We start from the raw sequence: 20162 nt of genomic DNA on the forward strand, positions 1-20162 counted from the left end.
CCCGAATCACGGTCGCACGCGCGACGACGTCGCGCACTCAGGCCGCCCTGCGTCAGGGAACGAGCACGATCTTGGATCCGATCTTCCGGCGCGCCATCTCGAATCCCTCGACCGCTTGCGCGAGCGGTAGCCGGTGCGTGACCATCGGTGCCAGCGAGGCATGATTCGCGATAAGGAAGTCGCGCACCTCTTGCCAGGTCGCGCGTGACGCACGGTAGGTCCCACGAATCTGATGGCGCATCCGTACCAGCTTCGCGCCGTCGAAGCTGATGGGCTTGCCGTGAATCCCGCACACGACAAATATGCCCGACGGACGCAGCACATCGAGCCCGGCCTGCACCGCCGCGCCGACCCCCGTCGCTTCGATCACGACGTCGTATTCGCTGCCGCCCAACATCGCGCGCATGGCGCCTTCTTGCGCACCGTCGAGATCCAGTGTCGCGTCGATGCCGAGCGCGCGCGCCGTTGCGAGGCGCTCGGCGTCGTTATGTCCGACGATCGCCACCTGTGCGCCGCGGGCCTTCGCCAGCACCGCGATCGCCTGACCGATCGTCCCGGGGCCCATCACCAGCACGCGCTCACCTGCACTCACTTCCGCCGTCTTGACCGCCGACAGCCCAATGGACAAGGGCTCCGCGAGCGATGCGACACCCGCATCCATCTCCGCCGGGAACGTCAGGCAATTGGCGGCCGGCACCCGTACGCGCGGCGCAAAGGCACCGTCGCGCAGCATGCCGATGCCCCGACGGTCGCGGCAATCATCGAGGCGACCGGCGACGCAGTGCTCGCAGACGCCGCATTCGACAGAGGGGATGACGAAGACGGCATCGCCGACGCGCAGCGTGTGGACGTCGGCACCGAGCGTTGCGACGCGGCCCGCGAATTCGTGGCCGAGCGTCACCGGGAACGCGCCTCGCAGGAAATCGTAGCCACCCGACCAGTCGTAGATGTGAACGTCGCTGCCGCAGATTCCAGCGGCGGTCACGTCGACAATGACCTCTTGCGCGCTTGGCTGTTCGGGTTCGGGAACATCGCGCCACTCAAGACCGAAGGCGGCGGTCGCTTTTTGCAGGGCTTTCATAGAGGAACTCCGGAAATCATCGTTCATTGCCATTGCCATTGCCATTGCCGACGGCGCGTCAGCGGGCGCGGCGTAGCGAGTCGTCGACATCTGCGTGACCAATCGCGAAAATCAGTGAATACACGTCGGCGGTGGGAGGCGCCGAGACCGACAGCGCGTCGTTCACCAAGGCACGAATCGCCGCGCTCAAGGTGCCTGCAGCCTGCAGGTCTTCCGTCTCGACGAGCAGGACGTGCGTAGGCATCTCAGACGCCGTCCAGCGAGCGAACGCACTCGGCTGCGCCGCGAAGACCGCGCCCAGGTGGGCGGCGACCGCGCCGTCGAGCGCGGCGCAGGCGGTCGTCAACTCGGCTACGGCGGGTGCCGCCGGTGCCACGGCGCGAATTCGGACGCACGCGAGCGCCCCTCCGGTGCCGCTTCCCGCCGAGCCGAGTGTGCGGCACGGCGCCCGCAGAACGTGGGTCAGCGTGTCGCGCATATTGGCAGACCACGGTGTCGGCGCATCGATCACGTTCAGATAGGCTTGCGACTCGAAGACTTCGGGAGCCGTCACGCCATAGGCGGTGAAATATTCCCGTTGCCCCGACGCAGCGTGCCGGTAGCGTCGCCCTTCGATGAAGCCGTCGATGCCGACGCGTTCCGGCACATGCTCGCGCATGTGCCAGCGGTTGTATTCCTGCGCATGCTGGGGCGCAACGTCATTCCAGAGCGCCAGAAACGCCGGGCCGGGAAATACCATGAGTCGTTTGTCCAGATGTCGATAAAGGGGCAGCGCGTTCAGCGCGTTACGGGCGTCAGCACCGGTACCGGCTCGCGCCGCAGCGGTGGCATCGCAAACATGCAGCAGGCGGCAAGCAAGGCGGGAATACCGACGATCAGGAACAGCACGGGGTACGCCATGCCTGAGCCGAGCAATACACCGCCGATGCTGGAGCCCAGCATCGAGCCGAAGCGACCGATGCCCGTCGCCCAGGCCACGCCCGTGGCGCGGTTCGCCGTTGGGTAATACGTCGCCGCAAGGCCGTTGAGGCCAACCTGCGTGCCACTGATGCAGACACCCGCCAGGTACACGAGCGGCGCTAGCACGGCAACTTTGCCGAATGTCTGGCCGACACAAATCACGGTGACGAAGGCCACGGCATAGGCCACGCCCAGCACGCGTGTCGGCTTGGCGCTGTCCATGACGCGTCCCAGCAGCAACCCGCCGGTCGTACCGCCGATAGACCACAGCGCGGTGATGAGTGCCGCGTTGCGCATGGAGCCACCGGCGTTGGTGATGATGGTCGGCAGCCAGCTTGCCATCAAGTACAGCACCGACAGTCCCATGAAGAAGGCCGCCCACAACAGCAACGTGCCGCGCGCATAAGGCGCCACCAGCAACTCGCGCACCGGCGAGCGGCTCGGCTTCGTCTCGAGGGCGACGAAGGTCGTCTGCAACGTCACGTCATTGGGCGCGATTCGGCGTCCAAGCGCGCGGAGGCGCTCCCGCTCATGCGGGCGGCGCAGCGCGAGAAAACGCATTGACTCGGGCAGCAGCGCCCACAAGACCGGCAACAACAACAGCGGCAACACCCCACCCACGAGCACCATGGCATGCCAGCCGTGCCGCTCGATGATCTGCGAGGCCACCACGCCGCCGAAGGCGGACCCCATCGAGTTGCCGCACATCATCAGGGTGATGATGGACAGCTTGCGCTTGCCCGACGCGTACTCGGCCGTGAGCGTGACGGCGGCAGGCGAAGCTCCCCCGATGCCCGCGCCGGCGACGAAGCGCAGGATCGACAGTTCGGTAACGTTCGTTGCGAACAGTGTCGCCAACGTCGCCAGGCCGAAGGTGGCGACCGACGCGAGCAGCACGAACCGGCGACCGCGCCGGTCCGCCAGCGGTCCGAACACCAGCGAGCCGGCCATCATGCCGAGCAGCGCCGACAGGAAGATCGGTGAGAGTTGCGCCACCGAAAGGCCCCATTCGCGCCGCACGGAAGGCGCGATGTAAGCCGCCAGTCCGATGTCGATGCCGTCAATGGCGACAATCAGAAAGCACAGGGCGACAACGCGCCACTGCAGCCGCGACATTCGGCGTCCATCGAGGAACGACTGAAGATCGAGCGCCGAATGGGCGTTGGGGAGGTGAGTAGTGTTTGGCATGCGAGTTCAGGTCCCGTCGATATGGTCAGAACAGCTTGCGCAATCCAACGCGCACGGCCAATTGGTTGGGGGTTGTCGACGCGTTCAACCCGAAGATGTCGGCCACGGCGGCCTTGCCCGTTGAATCGCGCCCGCTCGCGTGCTGCCAGACGAGAATTCCGTAAATGTAGGTGGTCTTGGAGAAATTGTAGGCGGCCCCGCCTTCGACGGACTGATAATGTCCGCCCGGCGCGAAGCTGTACTGATAACCCACGCCAGCCATTGTGTTCGCCGAGAGGTTGTAGCCGTAGTTGATCTGATAGTTGTTGAAGACGGCGTCGGGCGGTGCCGATGGGTTGGCTGCAGTGCGCACGATGTCGAGAAAGCGCACGTTCTCGTACATGGCCGAGACCTGCGAACGACCCCACGTGTATTTCGCCCCACCGCCGACGACCTGCTGGCTCGTGGCCGTGACGTAGTTCTGGAAGATCGGGTTGGTGACCGGGTTGCTATAGGCGGCACCCGGCTGTGCCGCACTCGCCGCGCCGAAGATCGACGTGCCGGGGGTGCGCATGTTCATGTACGCACCGCTGATCAACAGGCCACCGTTCGTGTACGAGGCGCCGGCGCCGTACGTCCGGTCTTTGGCAAAATCGCCCGCCGCATTCCCGAACGAGACCATCGTGCTGAATTTCAGACCATCGTAGGTCTGGCTCTCGTATTTGACGACGTTATTGATCTTGTTGTAATTCCACGAGCCGTCGATGTCGCCCAACGTCGCCCCAAGTCCCCCGGCAAACATGAACGAGGTGGACAGCGGTACGAAGTAGTCGTTTGTCATCGAGTACTGATGACCGATGGTCAGCGTACCGAGTCGCGCGTCGGACAGGCCGACGAAGGCCTGACGTCCGAACAACGTGTTGGCCGGTTGCGCGGTGCCGTTCATGATGTTGAAGCCGGCTTCGAGCGTGAAGATGGCCGACAGACCACCCCCAAGGTTTTCGACACCCCGCAAGCCGAACTTGTCGCCAGCGCGCCCGCCACTGGCGGCCTGCCAGGCGGCGCTGCCGCCAGTGTTGTTCACGTAGGTCATAGCGGCGTCGACCGCGCCGTAGAGTGTGACGTTGCTTTGCGCAAACGCGCTCAGCGAGCATGCCGCGAGCGGCAGACAAGCGATCCAGTGCTTCAAGGTTGTCTCCTGTATCTCTTATTTTTTGTCGGATGGCGCCGGGCATCGGGCATGCCGTACACCGGACGGCCAGATCATGGCCGAACGGGGCGCGCAGACATAGCAGCGGAGTGGAAGTTCAGAACACGCGATTTGGAAATAATCGCGCAGCGCCCTCAGGGCAAGGCAAGCGACGCGGCGGCGAGGCTCACAGGTCGGTCCCTTGCGCCTTCAGCCTCGACAGTCCTTCGACGAGGAAATCCAGCAGCGCATGGAACAGTTTGGGGTTGTGATGGTTCGCTGGACGCAACACCTTGATCCAGTAGTCTGGCAGTCCGAACCCTGGAAGGATCTGCACCAGGCTGCCAGCCAGAACGCTGTCGCGCGCCCGATAGCGCGGCAGGATCGCCACGCCCATGCCGTCGACGCAGGCATTGTGCATGGCGTCGATGTCGTTGGTCGCGAAGCCGCCGTCGACAGTGACCTGGATGTCGCCGGCACGCGCGTCGGTAAACGTCCACGTGCGCACGGTGTTCTGATACGAGTAGAGCAGGCAGCGGTGGCCGGGCAAGTCGGACGGATGCTCGGGGGTGCCATGGCGCGCCAGATAATCGGGCGACGCGTAGACGTGGCGCTTGAACGGACACAGGGGGAATTCTTCGACGCCCTCGTAGGTCACGGGCAGGCCGGTGATCACGAAATCGAAGTTCTCGAGCACGGGGTCGACGGCGCGGTTCGCCAGTTGCAGCTCGATGCTGGCTTTGGGATGAGAAAGGAAGAATGCGTTCAGCAGCCTGCCGAGGAAGTGGTTAGTGAACGATGCAGGCGCCTTGACGCGCAAACGCCCGCCGAGCGAGCGTTCATCGACCACGGCGCGTTCGGACAGGCGCTCGTAGGCGGCCAGGAAGTCGCGCGCGGCACCCATCATGTCGCGCCCCGAGGCCGTCAGCGTGAGGCTGCGCGTGGTGCGCTGAAAAAGCAGCACCTTGAGCTCTTTTTCCAGCGCACCGACCCGCTTGGTCACCACCGGCGCCGACACGTCGAGCCTGCGCGCAGCTGCGGTAAAGCTGCCCATGTCGGCCACCGCGAGGAACGCTCGCACGTTCTCTACACTATCCATCGCTCCATACCTCTCATCTTCTTATGGAGGTGAATTGTATAGATAGCCGCTCCCGTCGCCCACGAACGCTGCCCCGGCGCGACTACATCACCCGCGCGCGTCGCACTTCAGCGATATAAATCAGGATCAGCGAGACCCACACGACGCCATAAAGGAGCATGAAACAACTTGAGCGAATCTTGACGATGTCGAGCAGCGCGCCGAACAGGATCGGCAGCAGGAACCCGCCCAAGCCACCGGCCAACCCCACGATACCGGTCACCACGCCCATATTCTCGGGAAACTCGTCCGCCACGTATTTGAACGTCGAGGCCATCCCGAACGCGAACACGGCGCCCAGCACGAACGCGAGCAGCACGAATCCCACCACGGACACGCTGATGTGGAACGTTTGCGGGCCCTGAATCGTGTAGATGACGAAATCGGTCTTCGGATACGACAGCAGGAACAGGCAGATCCAAGCCACCCACAGGCACCACCACGTGACCGCGTGCGCGCCGAACTTGTCGGCGAGCACGCCGCCGACCGCGCGCAGCACCGAGCCGGGCAGCGAAAAACCTGCCGCCACCGCCGAGGCCATCACCACCGTCATGCCGTATTCGGCCTTGAGATACTGGGGAATCCACAGCGACAACGCCGTGAAACCGCCGAAGGTAATCGAGTAGTACTGGCACAGCCGCCATACGCGCGCATTGCTCAGAACCTTGAACGACGCCAGAATCGATCCGCCCTTCTTCCCCGCGCCCGGGTCTGGCGCGGACGCCAGCCAGAAGATCACTGCCGTGACGAGCAGCACGACCGCATAGATGCGTGGGACCGCACGCCAGCCGTACGCCGCCTCCAAGCTCGGCGTGATGAACAGGTTGACGGCCGCCCCTGCCGTGCCCGCCCCGAAAAAACCCATCGCGAATCCGCGCCTGGCCGGCGGGAAGAAGCGAGCGACATAGGGGGTACCCACAGCGAACGACGCGCCCACGCACCCAAGAAATAGCCCGATGACGAGGAATTGCCACAACTGCGTCGCGTAGCTGACGACATACACGGGAATCGCGCACGTCACCAGCAACACGGTCATCACGAGGCGCCCGCCAAAGCGGTCCGTCCAGATGCCGAGCGGCAGGCGCATCACCGCGCCGGTCAGCACCGGTGTCGCCGTGAGCAAACCGAATTCCGTGCTGTTCAGGCCAAGGTCTTCGCGCAACTGGATGCCCAGCACGCCGAACATCATCCAGACCACGAAACAAACGAGAAACGCGAACGTACTCGCGAACAACACCGAGTACGCCTTGGCGCCCGGCGCGGGCAGATTGCCGGCAACCGATGGCGATGCAGCAACGCGTGCGGTATCCATCCCCTCTCCCTTATTGCACAAGCGGCCCGTCGGCGCTCGCAAATGTCACGCCTTCCAAGTCGGCTTGCGCGGCCAGCAGTTGCACGTACTGACGCGTGGCGCGCAGGCGCACCTGCTCCGTGAGCATCATGGCGATGTCGTCCTGAACGGCCTCGAACGGAATCAGCGCACCCGGCACCCGGTGATCGATCCGAACCAGATGAAAGCCGAAGCGGGTTTTGATCAGCCGCGGCAGAACGCCGATCTCGTCCGAACCGAAAATGCCTTGCGCGAACTCCGGCACGCAGCTCGTGCGCTCGAGCTGGCCAAGACTCCCGCCCACCTGCGCGGACGGACAGTTCGACCGCTCCGCCGCCATCGTTTCAAACTGGTCGGGCGCTTGCAGGATCGCGTTGAGCGTCTCTTCCGCCTTGCCGCGCACCAGCGCGAGCGGTGCCCGTCCGGTCACACCGAACAGGATATGGCTCGCGTGCACCAGTTCGCCGCTGGTGAAGCGATCACGATGCTGCTCGTAATAGCGACGCGATTCCTCGGCGGTGGCCACGGGCGTCGCGACTTCCTTCGCGAACACCGCATCGGCCATCGCATCGGGCCGGTCGGCGTCGATGGGCAGCCCCAGCTCGACGGCACGCTGGCGCAACAACTCGCGGATCGCTAGCGCGTAGCGGGCCATCGCCTCGGCGTCGGCCGTCGGATCGGCGCCGGCGATCGGCGCGTCGGCAAGTTCTGCCGCGGCCTCGTCGATGGCGCTCGCAGGAATCTCGACACCGTTCACGCGCAGCGGCGCGCGGGCGTCTGCCAACAAGGTTTGCATGTTGAGGGTCCTTGGCCGTAGAGACGTTATTCGACGTCTATCGACGCTTATCGACGTTTGGGGGCAATCAATAACGCCGCGCCTCAGCGCTTGCGCACCAATTGATACGGGCGGATCAGATAGACCACGGACGCCAGACCGCTCCAGATGTGCACCATGCGCGTGAAGGGCGACACCAGGAAGATCGTGAAGCCGAGCGCGATATGCGCGCGATAGGTCAGTGGCACCCCTTCAAGCAAGGTCGCCACGCCCGGCTGGAATGTTACGACGCCTTTCACGTAATCGGTCAGTTGCTCGAACATCGCGCCGTCCATGTGCCGCATGGAGAGCAACACCGTGCCGAGTCCGAGCGCGAGTTGAATCCAGAGCATGAACACGATGACGATGTCCCACGTGCGGCTCGTGGCGCGCACGCGCGGCGTGCCGATGCGACGGGCGATGAGGATCGTCAGGCCAATGATGGCGACCACGCCCGCGGCCCCGCCACCGACCATCGCGATCAACTGGTGCTGCGACGCGTTCAGGAACGGCGAAACGAGCCAGTGTGGCGCCAGAAACCCGGCGAAATGCCCGGCCACGACGACCAGCACGCCCCAGTGAAACATATTGCTGCCCAGGCGCAGCATGCCGTGCTTGAGCAATTGCGACGAATCGCTCTTCCACGAATACTGCTCGCGGTCGAAGCGGATCAGGCTGCCGATGAGCAGCACCGTCAGGCAAATGTACGGATAGATGCCAAACAGAAACTGATGAAAGAAAGCTTGCATGGTCACACTCCTTGCTTTCCGAACTCAGCGCCCAGGACGGCGCGCATGGAACTGAATCGGTTCACCGACGGTATTACCCTGCCCGCTCGGATGCCCCGCGCCCACGAAGCGCACCGGGGCATCCTGATAGCTGGCGTCGATGGCGTCGTAGTCCGCCGCACGGGGAATATGCGAGGCGTCGTCGACGTGTTCGGGCGGCGGCTGCGTCTCGCGTTGCACCGTGGTCGTACCGCTCAGCCAGAGCAGCGCGCGCGTGAGTCCGGCATAGGGCGATCCGCGTTTGGAGAGCCCGACATCGATGGCCTGCAAGAGATGTTCGATATCCTTGAGACGCGCCAAGCCTTCCGATTCCGGCAGGACCCCGACGTACTCGAGAAACGCGGGCAGATAGTCGGGTAACTCGCCAGGTGCCAGGTAGATGCCGCTGCGCTCGTACGTCTGCATGAGGTCGACCATCGCTTGCCCGCGATCGCGCGACTCGCCGTAGACGTGCTCGAACAGGTAGAGGGACGTCACGCGGCCACGGTCGAACTGCGCCACGTAGTTCTCCTGCAACGTGAGCAGATCACGCTCGCGCCAGTAGGCAAAGAACGCGTCAAGCTCACGCCGCGCGGCGCCACCAATGGGTGGACTGCCCAGCAACGTCTGCTCGATCTCGGGCAACGCGAGGGCCACCTCGTCGTCCGGGTAATGCAGCAATGCGCTGAGCAGGCGGCATTGCAAGCCGAAGGGAGTATCGGAGGCGGACATCTCAAATCTCCTGAATTGGAATGGTCCGCTTGTTCTTCTTGACCGGGTTGAACAGGTTGCCGGTGTCGTTTCCCGACGAGCATCCGTTGCCGAACGAGAAGCCGCATTCGCCATGCATGTCGAACGTGTTCTCGGCGTATTCGCGATGGGCAGTCGGAATCACGAACCGGTCTTCGTAGTTGGCAATCGCCAGATACCGGTACATGGACTCGACCTGAGCGACGGACAGGCCCGCTTGCGCCAGCACGTCGTCCGCCTGCACGCCATCGACGTGCCGTGCGCGCATGAACGCGCGCATGGCGAGCAGACGCTCAAGGGCCAGCTTCACCGGGGCTTCGTCGCCGGCGGTCAGCAAGTTCGCGAGATAGCGCAGCGGAATGCGCAGCGACTCCACGTCGGGCAGCGCGCCGTTCATGCCGAGATCGCCGCTGTTGGCCGCGGCGTTGATCGGCGAGAGCGGCGGCACATACCAGACCATCGGCAGCGTGCGATATTCCGGGTGCAACGGGAACGCGATGCGCCAGTCGACCGCCATCTTGTAGACGGGCGACGCCTTGGCGCCTTCGATCCACGCGTCAGGCACGCCGTCGAGCCTTGCCTGCGCGATCACCGCCGGATCGTTAGGGTCCAGAAAGACCGACAACTGCGACGCGTACAGGTCTTTCTCGTCGGCGACGCCGGCCGCCTCGCTGATGCGGTCCGCGTCATAGAGCAGCACACCGAGATAGCGAATGCGGCCCACGCACGTCTCCGAGCAGACAGTCGGCTGCCCCGCTTCGATGCGCGGGTAGCAGAAGATGCACTTCTCGGCCTTGCCGCTGTGCCAGTTGTAGTAGATCTTCTTGTACGGGCAGCCCGACACGCACATGCGCCAGCCACGGCACTTGTCCTGATCGACGAGCACGATGCCGTCCTCCTCGCGCTTGTAGATCGAGCCCGACGGGCACGATGCCACACACGCCGGGTTCAGGCAGTGTTCGCACAGGCGTGGCAGGTACATCATGAAGGTGTTCTCGAACTGGCCGTAGATGTCCTTCTGCACCGCTTCGAAGTTGTAGTCCTGCGAGCGTTTGGCGAACTCGCCGCCGAGAATCTCTTCCCAGTTCGGTCCCCACTCGATCTTCTCCATGCGTTCGCCGGTGACCAGCGAGCGTGGACGTGCCACCGGCATGGCTTTCGCATCCGAGGCCGTTTGCAGATGCCCGTAGTCGAATGTGAACGGCTCGTAGTAATCGTCGATCTCCGGCAGATGCGGATTGGCGAAGATACTGGCGAGCAGCTTGAGCTTGCCGCCCTGCAGCGGTTCGAGCTTACCGTTGGCCTTGCGCGTCCAGCCGCCGCGCCAGCGCTTCTGGTTCTCCCAGTCTTTCGGATAGCCGATGCCCGGCTTGGTCTCGACGTTGTTGAACCAGGCATATTCCATGCCCTCGCGGCTCGTCCAGACGTTCTTGCACGTAATCGAACAGGTATGGCAGCCGATGCACTTGTCCAGATTGAGCACCATGGCAATCTGCGCGCGCACTTTCATTGGCGTTCTCCGGTCGGGGGCACGAGCACCTGGTCGGCGGTATCGTCGAGCCAGTCGATACGATTCATCTTGCGCACTACCAGGAACTCGTCACGGTTCGAGCCAACGGTGCCGTAGTAGTTGAAGCCGTACGAAAGCTGGGCGTACCCGCCGATCATATGCGTCGGCTTGACGCTGATGCGCGTGACCGAATTGTGAATGCCGCCGCGCGTGCCGGTGATCTCCGAGCCCGGCGTATTCACGATCTTCTCCTGTGCGTGGTACATCATCACGGCCCCGCTCGGAATCCGCTGACTGACCACGGCACGGGCGCACAACGCGCCGTTCGCGTTGAAGCACTCGATCCAGTCGTTGTCGACGATGTCCAGCGAGCGCGCATCGGCCTCCGACATCCACACGATCGGTCCGCCGCGCGACATCGTCAGCATCAGCAAGTTGTCGGTGTAGGTGCTGTGGATGCCCCACTTCTGGTGCGGCGTGAGGAAGTTGAGCACCTTTTCGGGGTTGCCGTTGCTGCGCTGGCCGAGCATGTGCGCATAGCTGCCCGTGTCGATGGGCGGCTTGTAGACGCACAGCGACTCGCCGAACGCCCGCATCCACGGATGGTCCTGATAGAGCTGCTGACGTCCGCTCAACGTGCGCCATGGCACCAGTTCGTGGACGTTGACGTAACCGGCGTTGTACGACACGTGCTCCGACTCGATCCCGCTCCAGGTGGGCGACGAAATGATCTTGCGCGGTTGCGCCTGAATATCGCGGAAGCGGATCTTCTCGTCGGCGCGGGCTTCGGCAAGATGCTTGTGTGACAGCCCAGTCACTTTCGTGAGTGCCTGCCACGCCCTCACGGCCACCTCGCCGTTGGTCTCGGGCGCAAGCGTGAGAATGACCTCGGCGGCGTCGAGCGCCGACTCGATGCGCGGCCTGCCGTTCGACACCCCGGCCTCCGAGACCTTGTAGTTGAGCTGCCCGAGCAGGTCGATCTCCTCGTGCGTCTCCCACTGAATGCCCTTGCCGCCGTTGCCGAGCGAATCCATCAACGGGCCGAGCGAGGTGAATTTCCGGTAGGTGTTCGGATAGTCGCGCTTGACCACGACCACGCCTTGCGCGGTCTTGCCCGGCACCGGGTCGCATTGCCCGGCGCCCCAGTCCTTCACCTCGTACGGTTGCGCGAGTTCGCCGGGGGCATCGTGGGCGATGGGCGCGAGCACCACGTCCGTCTCGTTGCCGAGATGGCCGTCGCACAGTTCGGAGAAGCGCTTCGCGATGCCCTTGAAGATATCCCAGTCGCTGCGCGCCTGCCACGCCGGATCGACGGCGGCCGAAAGCGGGTGAATGAACGGATGCATGTCGGACGTGTTCAGATCGTCCTTCTCGTACCACGTGGCGGTGGGCAGCACGATGTCGGAGTACATGCACGTGGTGGACATCCGGAAGTCCAGCGTCACGAGCAGATCAAGTTTCCCCTTGGGCGCTTCGTCGCGCCATTTGACTTCTTCCGGACGCGCGCCGTGGCTCTTGCCGATGTCTTCGCCCTGCACGCCGTGCGTGGTGCCCAGCAGGTGCTTCAGGAAGTACTCGTGGCCCTTGCCTGACGACCCGAGCAGATTCGAGCGCCACACGAACAGATTGCGCGGGAAGTTGTCGGGGTGATCCGGGTCGGTACACGCCATGCGCAGCGTGCCGTCCTTGAGGGCGTTCGCCACATACTGCCCGGCCTTCGACGGGTCGGGCAGCGAGCGGCCGACGTCGAGCGGATTGGTTTGCAGTTGAGGCGCCGTCGGCAGCCAGCCCATGCGCTCGGCGCGCACGTTGTAATCGATGGGTCGTCCGTGGAACGGGGTCTTGTCCGCCAGCGGCGAGAGCAGACCCGACGGATCGCTGTTGTCGTAACGCCACTGGTCCGTGTGCGCATAGAAGTACGAGGTCGCGTTCATCTGGCGCGGCGGGCGGTGCCAGTCGAGCCCAAACGCCAGCGGCGTCCAGCCCGTTTGCGGGCGGAGCTTTTCCTGGCCGACATAGTGCGACCAGCCGCCGCCGGATTTCCCGATGCATCCGCACATCACCAGCATATTGATGATCGCGCGGTACGACATATCCATGTGGAACCAGTGATTGATGCCGGCCCCGATGATGACCATCGACTTGCCCTGCGTCTTGTGCGCGTTCTCGGCGAACTGGCGGGCCACCGAAATCACGTCTTCCCGCTTGACGCCGGTGATCGCTTCCTGCCACGCCGGGGTGTAGGGCACATCGTCGTCGTAGGTATGGGCGATGTGCTCGCCCCCCAAGCCCTGATCAAGCCCATAGTTCGCGATGAACAGATCATAGACGGTCGCGACCAGCACTTCGCCTTCGGTGGTCTGGATGCGGCGCACACCGACATTGCGGCGCTGCACCGACGCGTGCGACGTGCAGGTGAAATGCGCGTGCGGCTGGTTGCCGAAATAGGGAAAGAGCACGGGCACGACCTCGTCGTGGCCCTTCACCAGCGTGAGGCACGGCTGGATGGCCTTGCCGTCGGGGCCCTCTTCGCGCAGGTTCCACTTCCCCTGGTTGGCGTCGTCGCCCTGTGCCCAGCGATAACCGATCGAGCCGACCGGCGCGACGAAATCACCGCTCAGCTCATCGATCACGACCGTCTTCCAGTCGGCGTTGTGCGGTTGGCCCAGCGCGCCGTCGAAGTCGGCCGCGCGCAGTTGGCGCTCCGGCACGTAGCCGTCGCCCTGTTTGACCATTCGCACGAGACACGGCATGTCCGTGAAGCGTCGGCAGTAGTCGATGAAGTAATCGCTCTTGCCGGCCAGATGGAACTCGTTGAGGATCACATGTCCCATGGCGAGCGCCAGCGCGGCATCGGTGCCCTGCTTCGGATGCAGCCACAGGTCACCGAACTTCGCCCCTTCCGCATAGTCGGGGAAAATCGACACGATCTTGGTGCCCTTGTAGCGCACCTCGGTCATGAAGTGCGCGTCCGGCGTGCGCGTCTGCGGCACGTTCGAGCCCCACATCACAATGAACGTCGAGTTGTACCAGTCGGCCGATTCGGGCACGTCCGTCTGCTCGCCCCACGTTTGCGGCGAGGCCGGCGGCAGATCGCAGTACCAGTCGTAGAAGCTCAGGCAGACGCCGCCGATCAGCGACAGATAACGCGCGCCCGCGGCATACGACACCATCGACATCGCCGGAATCGGCGAAAAGCCGGTGACGCGATCCGGGCCATAGCGCTTGACCGTGTAGACATTGGCGGCGGCAACGATCTCGTTGACCTCGTCCCACGACGCACGCACAAAGCCACCTAGACCGCGACGGGCCTGATAGGCACGCCGTGACGCTTCGTTCTCCACGATGGCGGCCCATGCCTCGACAGGCGCGAGCGACTGGCGCGCTTCGCGCCAGCGCGACACGAGTGCGCTGCGCACGAGGGGATACTTAAGACGATTGGCGCTGTAGAGATACCAGGAGTACGATGCGCCGCGCGAGCAGCCGCGGGGCTCATGGTTCGGCATGTCGGGGCGTGTGCGGGGGTAATCGGTCTGCTGCGTTTCCCAGGTGACGATGCCCCCTTTGACATACACCTTCCAGGAGCAGGACCCGGTGCAATTGACCCCGTGCGTCGAGCGCACGATCTTGTCGAATTGCCAGCGTTGACGGTAAGCGTCTTCCCAGTTGCGATCTTCGTCGGTCGTGGCGCCGTGCCCTTCGGAGAACTGGGGACGTGAAGACGTGAAAAAACGAAGACGGTCAACGAAATGACTCATGGCGTTTCCCTTGCATGAGCCGGCGCATGACAGCGCCGACAGGCGAGCGAAAGCGGGAACGCCACACGATTCCGAAGTGTTGGGGGGGCGATTCCCGCCGGCTTAAGGCAACGACTGCGCAGTCGGGTCTTCGAATACGGGGCGATTATTCCCCTTCGCCTGCGTCATGTAAAGTGCGTCGCACAGAACGTTTGCGCTGGCTCAACACCCGTCGATATTTCTTGTAGTGCTATATAAGCAGCGCTCGGTTTCTGCTTGGCATTGCCGGTCCACGCGGGCGGGCGCACCGCTATATCCTGCTTTATATGGCGGATCGAGCTAGGTCCGTCGGGCCAGCACCTCGTTGCGCGGGCCGGCGTCGACAACACGTCCCCCGTCCATCACCACGACAGTGTCGAATCGATCCAGCAGACTCGGCCGGTGCACCGACGCGACGATGCAGGCGTTCGGGAACGCTTCATACAGGCGATCGAATACCCGTGCCTCGGCCAACGGGTCGAGCGCACTGGTCGGTTCATCGAGCAGCAATAGCGAACTCCCTTGCGCTGCCAGCGCGCCCCGCGCGAGCGCGAGCCGTTGTCGCTGACCGCCCGAGAGGTTGCCGCCGCGCTCGTTGAGCGTGCTGGCCAAGCCATCGGGAAGATGCTGGAGGACGTCATCGAATGCCCCTGCATGCACGGCCGCCTGCACGGAAGACGCGTCGGCCGGTTCCCCGAACGTCAGGTTCTCCTCCACGCTCGCCTCGAACACCTCGGCTTCCTGCGGGATCAGCGTGGCCAGCGTGCGCAGATCGGCCCACGGCGTTGCCGCCCCGTCGCGCAGCAATTGACCGTGCTGCGGGAGATAGAGACCGGCGAGCGTGCGCAACAGCGTGCTCTTGCCGCCGCCACTCGGGCCGACGAGCGCCACGCGGGTGCCGCGCCGGAGCATGAGGTCGACGCTATGAAGTCCGCCACGCGTGTCGTCGGCGTAATGCCACGACACGCCGCGCAGTGTCAGCGTCGCCCACGGCGCATCAGGCGCGACAGCGGGGACGATCGTTTCGGGATCGCCCGGCGCCGCCCAGATCGGCGCGGCGCTGCCGTAATCCGTGTGCATGCGGGCGAAGCTCTGGAAGTTCGACGCCATCGAGCCAACCACCGTCGCCGCCTGCTGTGCATATTGGTAGATCATGAATACCGTGCCAAGCAACACCGCCTGCCCCGGCTGGCGCGACTGCAACACGTAGACGACGACCAGGATCCAAGTCAGCCCCATGCCGAGAATATCGACAGCGAACCATTTCGCCTCGTTCACCACGACGGCGCGACGCAGCGGTGCCATCACCGTCTCCATGCGACGCCCCAGCACTTTGCGAGACGCTGCCTGCAGGCGCAGACCGATCACCGTGCCCGCATTACCGACAAAGTCGAGCAGCGCGGCGGCGTAGCGTCGTTCGGCGTCGTTCTCGGCGCGCGCGAGTTGCATCAGCACACGGTCGAAACGCAGGATGATGAGCGCCACGACGACATAGCCCGTCACAGCAATCACACCGCTAGTGCGAGACAGCAATGCGAGCGCCACCAGCGGCCCGACAAAATTGAAGGCGCTTTGCAGATAGCCGAATTGATTCTGGGCAAAGTCGGACAGCGCGCGACTGGATTGCACGACGCGGTGCTGCAACTCGCCTGAGTGGCGGCCATCGCGCCATGCGAGCGGTGCGGTGGCGATCCGTGCATACAGTTGATCGGCCAGCCGCACACGCACGCGAACCCCGACGTTGCGCTCCAGGATCCGGCCCGGCCCGTGGAGCAGCCACGACACCAGATAGACACCGACCAGATAGACGATCCAGCGGCCCGCCGTCGTCATGTCGCCTTGTTGCAGCGCATTAATTGCCTGTGCCGCCAGCCACGGCATGGTCAGACGCAACAACTGTGCGGCCGACAACAGCCCGGCGGCGCCGAGCAAATGCAGTCGCGCGCCGTGGGCATGACGCCAGAGCGCACGGTAGAGATCTCGCGCCGCGCCGCCCAACCCGATGGCGGGCGCTTGTGCTGGAGCGTCAGGCGCCGTCATGCGTGCATCGTTCCTTTGCCGTTAGGCTCAGCCCCCAGTCCGCAAGCCCCTCGATGGGCGGACGGCGAACCGGGAAGTCGTCAGGCGCCGGAAGGGGTGCCGGAAGTGCCGCCAAAAGCGACGTCGAGAGCGGTCAATATATTGGAAAATCGATCCGACGTCGCGCTTAGAGGCTGGAATGCGCGTGCCGATCGTCCGGATCGCGCGCGTGTGCGTGGGTTCTCGCCTGCCCGGCCGCCGCGGCCGACGCCGTCATCGCAAAGGGCGCCGGCGTGACGTCGGGTCGTGTTCGGCGATCGCGCGGCGATGGGGCCATATAGTAGAAGCGCAACTCGGCGTCGGGATAGTGATACGGGACCATGGCGAGATTGACGGCGCACGAGTCGCAAAACGGCAGACGCGAGCACAGGACGATCGAGCGAACGACGTTTTCGCCCAGCGGATGATCCGCATAGATCTGCGCCAGAATCATCCGCTCGGTGTCGAGCGTACGAGACTGTGACTCGCCCGTGGCGGCGTTGATCGTTGGCAGGTCCGCATCGGCCATTGCCAGACGCAGTTCGGGTGGCTCGGTGAAAATGACGTCCTGCCCCGTGCGGGCCGCCTTGCGGCGTTGAGCGATGACGTTATGGTCTCGCCGTGCATACGCCCGGCCCGCGTCCACGATGCGTACACTCGGCGTGTTTGTGCGCAGTCTGGTGCGCTGAAGCCCCGACAGGCAATAGTAGATCGTTCTCGTGCCGTCGACGAGCGTGACTTCCGCCACCGCGATATTCGCGTTGCCCGAAACCTCGCGCATCCGGTCGCCGACATCGCGTGCCGCGCGCGCCGTACCGCCCACCAGTGCCTGCATCCCCGACATGCCGGGAAACAGCGTCTCGAATATCGACAACACTTCGCGCGTCGTTTCCACGTCGCCGACGAACGGCAACTGTGCCCATACGGCCAGTGGGGCGGGACGCGAGACGAAGTCTCTCGCGATCGCATTGATGAACGCGTCCGCTTGTGCCGGATAGTGCTGCCAGTGGCTCCACAGGCGATTGAACATCGGCATCAGCGACGCATCGACCCCTGCCGGCGGCGAGAATCCGCTGGCGCCCGGCGACGCCGGCGGCGTTCTGGAGGCGCTCACCCGGTGTTCGATGGCCAGCGTCAGGTCTCGAATCGCCTGGCGCGCCTCGATCACAGACAGTGAAATGTCTTCGAGCCCGCGCCAGACGTCTGCCGGCGACGGCGCCTGCTGCCAGAGCTTGAGATACAACTGCAGAAATGTGCGTGCGTCGCCGTAGGCAATCGTTGGCAACACCGTCGCGTTTTCGCCTGTCGCACGATGGTGTTGCGCCCTGCGGTACGCGCGAATGTCGCGATGCTTCGCCGAGCGCAAGTGCAAACGCACCTGACGCGTCGATTCGGCTTCGTCGCTTTCGGGCAACCTGAAGCGGTAGTAGACGTCGCGCGACAGTTGCACCACGCCGTGCAACGCGCCGTCATTCGCCCAATAGGTCCCGAACGGGGCAGCGATGCGCATGTCGCCGAGGGTCAGGCGCACACGACGCCCCCCGACCGGCCCCTCCGTCGTCGACTGCTCATAGAAGGACAATTCGCCGTCCAGTTCCGGCGTATACACGGACGGATCAACGAGTGGCGAGTCCGGCGAGACGTGTGGCACGCCAAGCTCGTCCAAACGCCCCACGCGCCCAAAGGCAAAGAACGCATGGCTGCCATCCTCCGCGCGGAACGAACGGGAATAAACGGCGACACGCAGGCGCACGAGCGGCGACGCGTCCAACGCCTGATGCTGCGTCAGAGTTGCGCCCTGCTCCGTGACCATGACCTCATCCGTGCGCTCTGAGTGGCATTCGAGACACATGCCGTCGATATCGATCCCCGTGCCGCGCGAGATGCGGCACAGCGCCTCCGGACCGCGCTCGCGACGGATGTCGTCAAGGGGCCGGAGGTCGGAAGCGTGTTTGCGCGTGTGCGCCACCGTCGCGCCGTACAGCACGCCATCGATGTCGAACACCTTCACGCCGTTCTGCGTCAGGTCCGGGAGGTATTCCACGTAGACGTTCGGCGGCAACGACCATTGCACGCCTCGGCCCAGGGGACCGTCGAACGGCTCATGCTTGATGAAGCGAGGCAACAGGGATTGCGTCGGCGTAGCCTGAGTGGAGGCTTCCATGGGCTTGTCCGGCCAAAGGTGCTGGAGCAACGCGATGGCGTCCTGATGGAGCGTATCGGCGCGCACCATGGCGGCCAGACATTCAAGCCCGGACATCGTCAGGCGAGAGGCCAATGTGGCAGGTCCGCGGACGTCGGCTGCGGCGTGCCGACGCGAGCGGGCCTCGACATGCGCGTCCGACACCCGGCGGCGATCGCGAGGGGCACGCTTCACAACGGTGTCGATCAGCAGCTCGGCGATTTCCTCCATGTCCGGCGAATCCAGGACCGACGAATCGGCATGCGGCCACCCCGCCGAAACAGTGGCGCCCGCGATGGCCTGCACGAACCGCACCTTGTCACCTTCCCCGATCCGAGACTCGATCGACGACCAGCGCTCGCCCCAGAACAGCGGCCCATAGGTTTCGGCGAGGCCTCTCTCACCCATGCCGCCTGACGAACCGAGGTTATGCAACGGTGTGATGAGCGCGGGGGCGTCGTGCGCGAGCGAGAGCGCAAACTCGCGCCAGATGCCGTCCTCGGCCCTCAAGTGCAGCGAAATCGCGTGAGAGGCCTCGTAGGCGATCCGCCTCGGCGGCGAACCCGACCGCCCCGCGCGCTCGACGATCATCGACTTGCGGGTTGGGCGCAGGACCTCGGCATCGGCAAATGCCGCACGCGTTTGCGCGTCCGACGCGGCGACAGATTCCCGGATCAGCGCGACGATGGCGCACTGGATATCGCCTCGGTACGCTTCCAGCCCCGCTCTGAGGGCCTCGCGGCTGTCGGCCGGCGCCGGCGGGCGACCGAGCGATCTGGCGTGCGGTGCCGGCAGGCACTGCGCCATCACGCCACCGCCGTCGGGGCGGTAGGGCCACACGCGCAGCAATGCGTGAATGCCGGACACCGCGTCAGAATGCGGCAACGCTATCGATGCCATGGTTGGACCCGGTTCGATACGAACGTCTCTGCGGCTGATCGACCGTGGCCCGGCAACCGATGCCCCCGGGGCGACGGCCGCGACCGCCACGCCTGTCGTACAGACCACCGCGAGCAAGCCCAGCGCGAAGGCCGCATTGGGGGTCTCGCTGCGCGTTGCGCCTACCGCTGCGCGAGCGACGGGTTCGGCCCGCAGTGGTTGCGGGGCCGAACGCAGGGGCGTCTGCGTCTGGACAGCGCGACGACGGGGCACCGACAGACCGGCCCGCCAGTCGTCGACGAATGCGGGGCGAGCGATGCCCCGTCTTGGATGGTGTGCATTGGCGGCCGGTCGATGCGCGTGGTGCGGCATCGCGTAATGCAATCGAGTCATTCAGCGTTTCTCCGTGAATTCAGCGGCGTTGTGCCATCGCGAGATTGCGAAGGACAACATCCGCAGCGAGGGGGAGAACGCTAACGCGGCCCGCGGAGATGCGATTGCTGAAACGAACCGGCGATTGTGGCAGTCTTCACCGCTGTCACCGCCGCTAGGGAGAAATTC

At 64.5% G+C, this 20162-nt stretch carries 13 protein-coding genes; all 13 read right to left on the minus strand.

From position 1 onward, the window contains the following. Positions 1-52 precede the first annotated feature (52 nt). The 13 genes from PSO31014_RS00965 to PSO31014_RS01025 all read right to left on the minus strand — a co-directional run bounded on the left by PSO31014_RS00965 (position 53) and on the right by PSO31014_RS01025 (position 19994). Positions 53-1081 (minus strand): zinc-dependent alcohol dehydrogenase, encoded by a 1029-nt coding sequence (locus PSO31014_RS00965; RefSeq protein ID WP_150549890.1) that lies wholly within the window; start codon positions 1079-1081, stop codon positions 53-55. Between the two features lie 58 nt (positions 1082-1139). Beyond that, positions 1140-1820, minus strand: coding sequence for a DUF4286 family protein (locus tag PSO31014_RS00970; protein ID WP_150549891.1), 681 nt, complete (start codon positions 1818-1820; stop codon positions 1140-1142). 38 nt (positions 1821-1858) lie between these two features. After that, the gene (locus tag PSO31014_RS00975) at positions 1859-3229 is read right to left on the minus strand and encodes an MFS transporter (RefSeq protein WP_150549892.1); all 1371 of its coding nucleotides are present in this window, start codon (positions 3227-3229) and stop codon (positions 1859-1861) included. A gap of 25 nt (positions 3230-3254) precedes the next feature. Next, complete coding sequence (locus tag PSO31014_RS00980) at positions 3255-4397, minus strand: porin (protein WP_174976329.1); 1143 nt, start codon at positions 4395-4397, stop codon at positions 3255-3257. A gap of 187 nt (positions 4398-4584) precedes the next feature. Further along, complete coding sequence (locus PSO31014_RS00985) at positions 4585-5496, minus strand: LysR family transcriptional regulator (protein ID WP_150549894.1); 912 nt, start codon at positions 5494-5496, stop codon at positions 4585-4587. Positions 5497-5578: 82 nt separating this feature from the next. After that, positions 5579-6847, minus strand: coding sequence for an MFS transporter (locus PSO31014_RS00990; protein WP_246176177.1), 1269 nt, complete (start codon positions 6845-6847; stop codon positions 5579-5581). Between the two features lie 10 nt (positions 6848-6857). Then, complete coding sequence (locus PSO31014_RS00995) at positions 6858-7661, minus strand: peptidylprolyl isomerase (RefSeq protein WP_150549895.1); 804 nt, start codon at positions 7659-7661, stop codon at positions 6858-6860. An 83-nt stretch (positions 7662-7744) separates the two neighbouring features. Continuing rightward, a complete protein-coding gene (narI, locus tag PSO31014_RS01000) occupies positions 7745-8428 on the minus strand; it encodes a respiratory nitrate reductase subunit gamma (protein WP_150549896.1) in 684 nt (227 codons plus the stop codon). 24 nt (positions 8429-8452) lie between these two features. Beyond that, positions 8453-9178 (minus strand): nitrate reductase molybdenum cofactor assembly chaperone, encoded by a 726-nt coding sequence (gene narJ, locus PSO31014_RS01005; protein WP_150549897.1) that lies wholly within the window; start codon positions 9176-9178, stop codon positions 8453-8455. A gap of 1 nt (position 9179) precedes the next feature. Next, complete coding sequence (gene narH / locus PSO31014_RS01010; RefSeq protein WP_150549898.1) at positions 9180-10706, minus strand: nitrate reductase subunit beta; 1527 nt, start codon at positions 10704-10706, stop codon at positions 9180-9182. Then, positions 10703-14464, minus strand: a complete 3762-nt coding sequence (locus PSO31014_RS01015) for a nitrate reductase subunit alpha (protein ID WP_150549899.1) — start codon at positions 14462-14464, stop codon at positions 10703-10705. The genes narH and PSO31014_RS01015 overlap by 4 nt, the downstream gene beginning before the upstream one ends. Before the next feature lie 318 nt (positions 14465-14782). Then, positions 14783-16522, minus strand: coding sequence for an ATP-binding cassette domain-containing protein (locus PSO31014_RS01020; protein ID WP_150549900.1), 1740 nt, complete (start codon positions 16520-16522; stop codon positions 14783-14785). A 166-nt stretch (positions 16523-16688) separates the two neighbouring features. Then, positions 16689-19994 carry a deaminase domain-containing protein gene (locus tag PSO31014_RS01025; RefSeq protein ID WP_150549901.1) on the minus strand — a complete coding sequence of 1102 codons (3306 nt, stop codon included), beginning with the start codon at positions 19992-19994 and terminating at the stop codon, positions 16689-16691. Between the last annotated feature and the right edge of the window lie 168 nt (positions 19995-20162).

Origin of the sequence: Pandoraea soli (genome assembly GCF_902459595.1) — a bacterium.
Classification (GTDB): domain Bacteria; phylum Pseudomonadota; class Gammaproteobacteria; order Burkholderiales; family Burkholderiaceae; genus Pandoraea; species Pandoraea cepalis.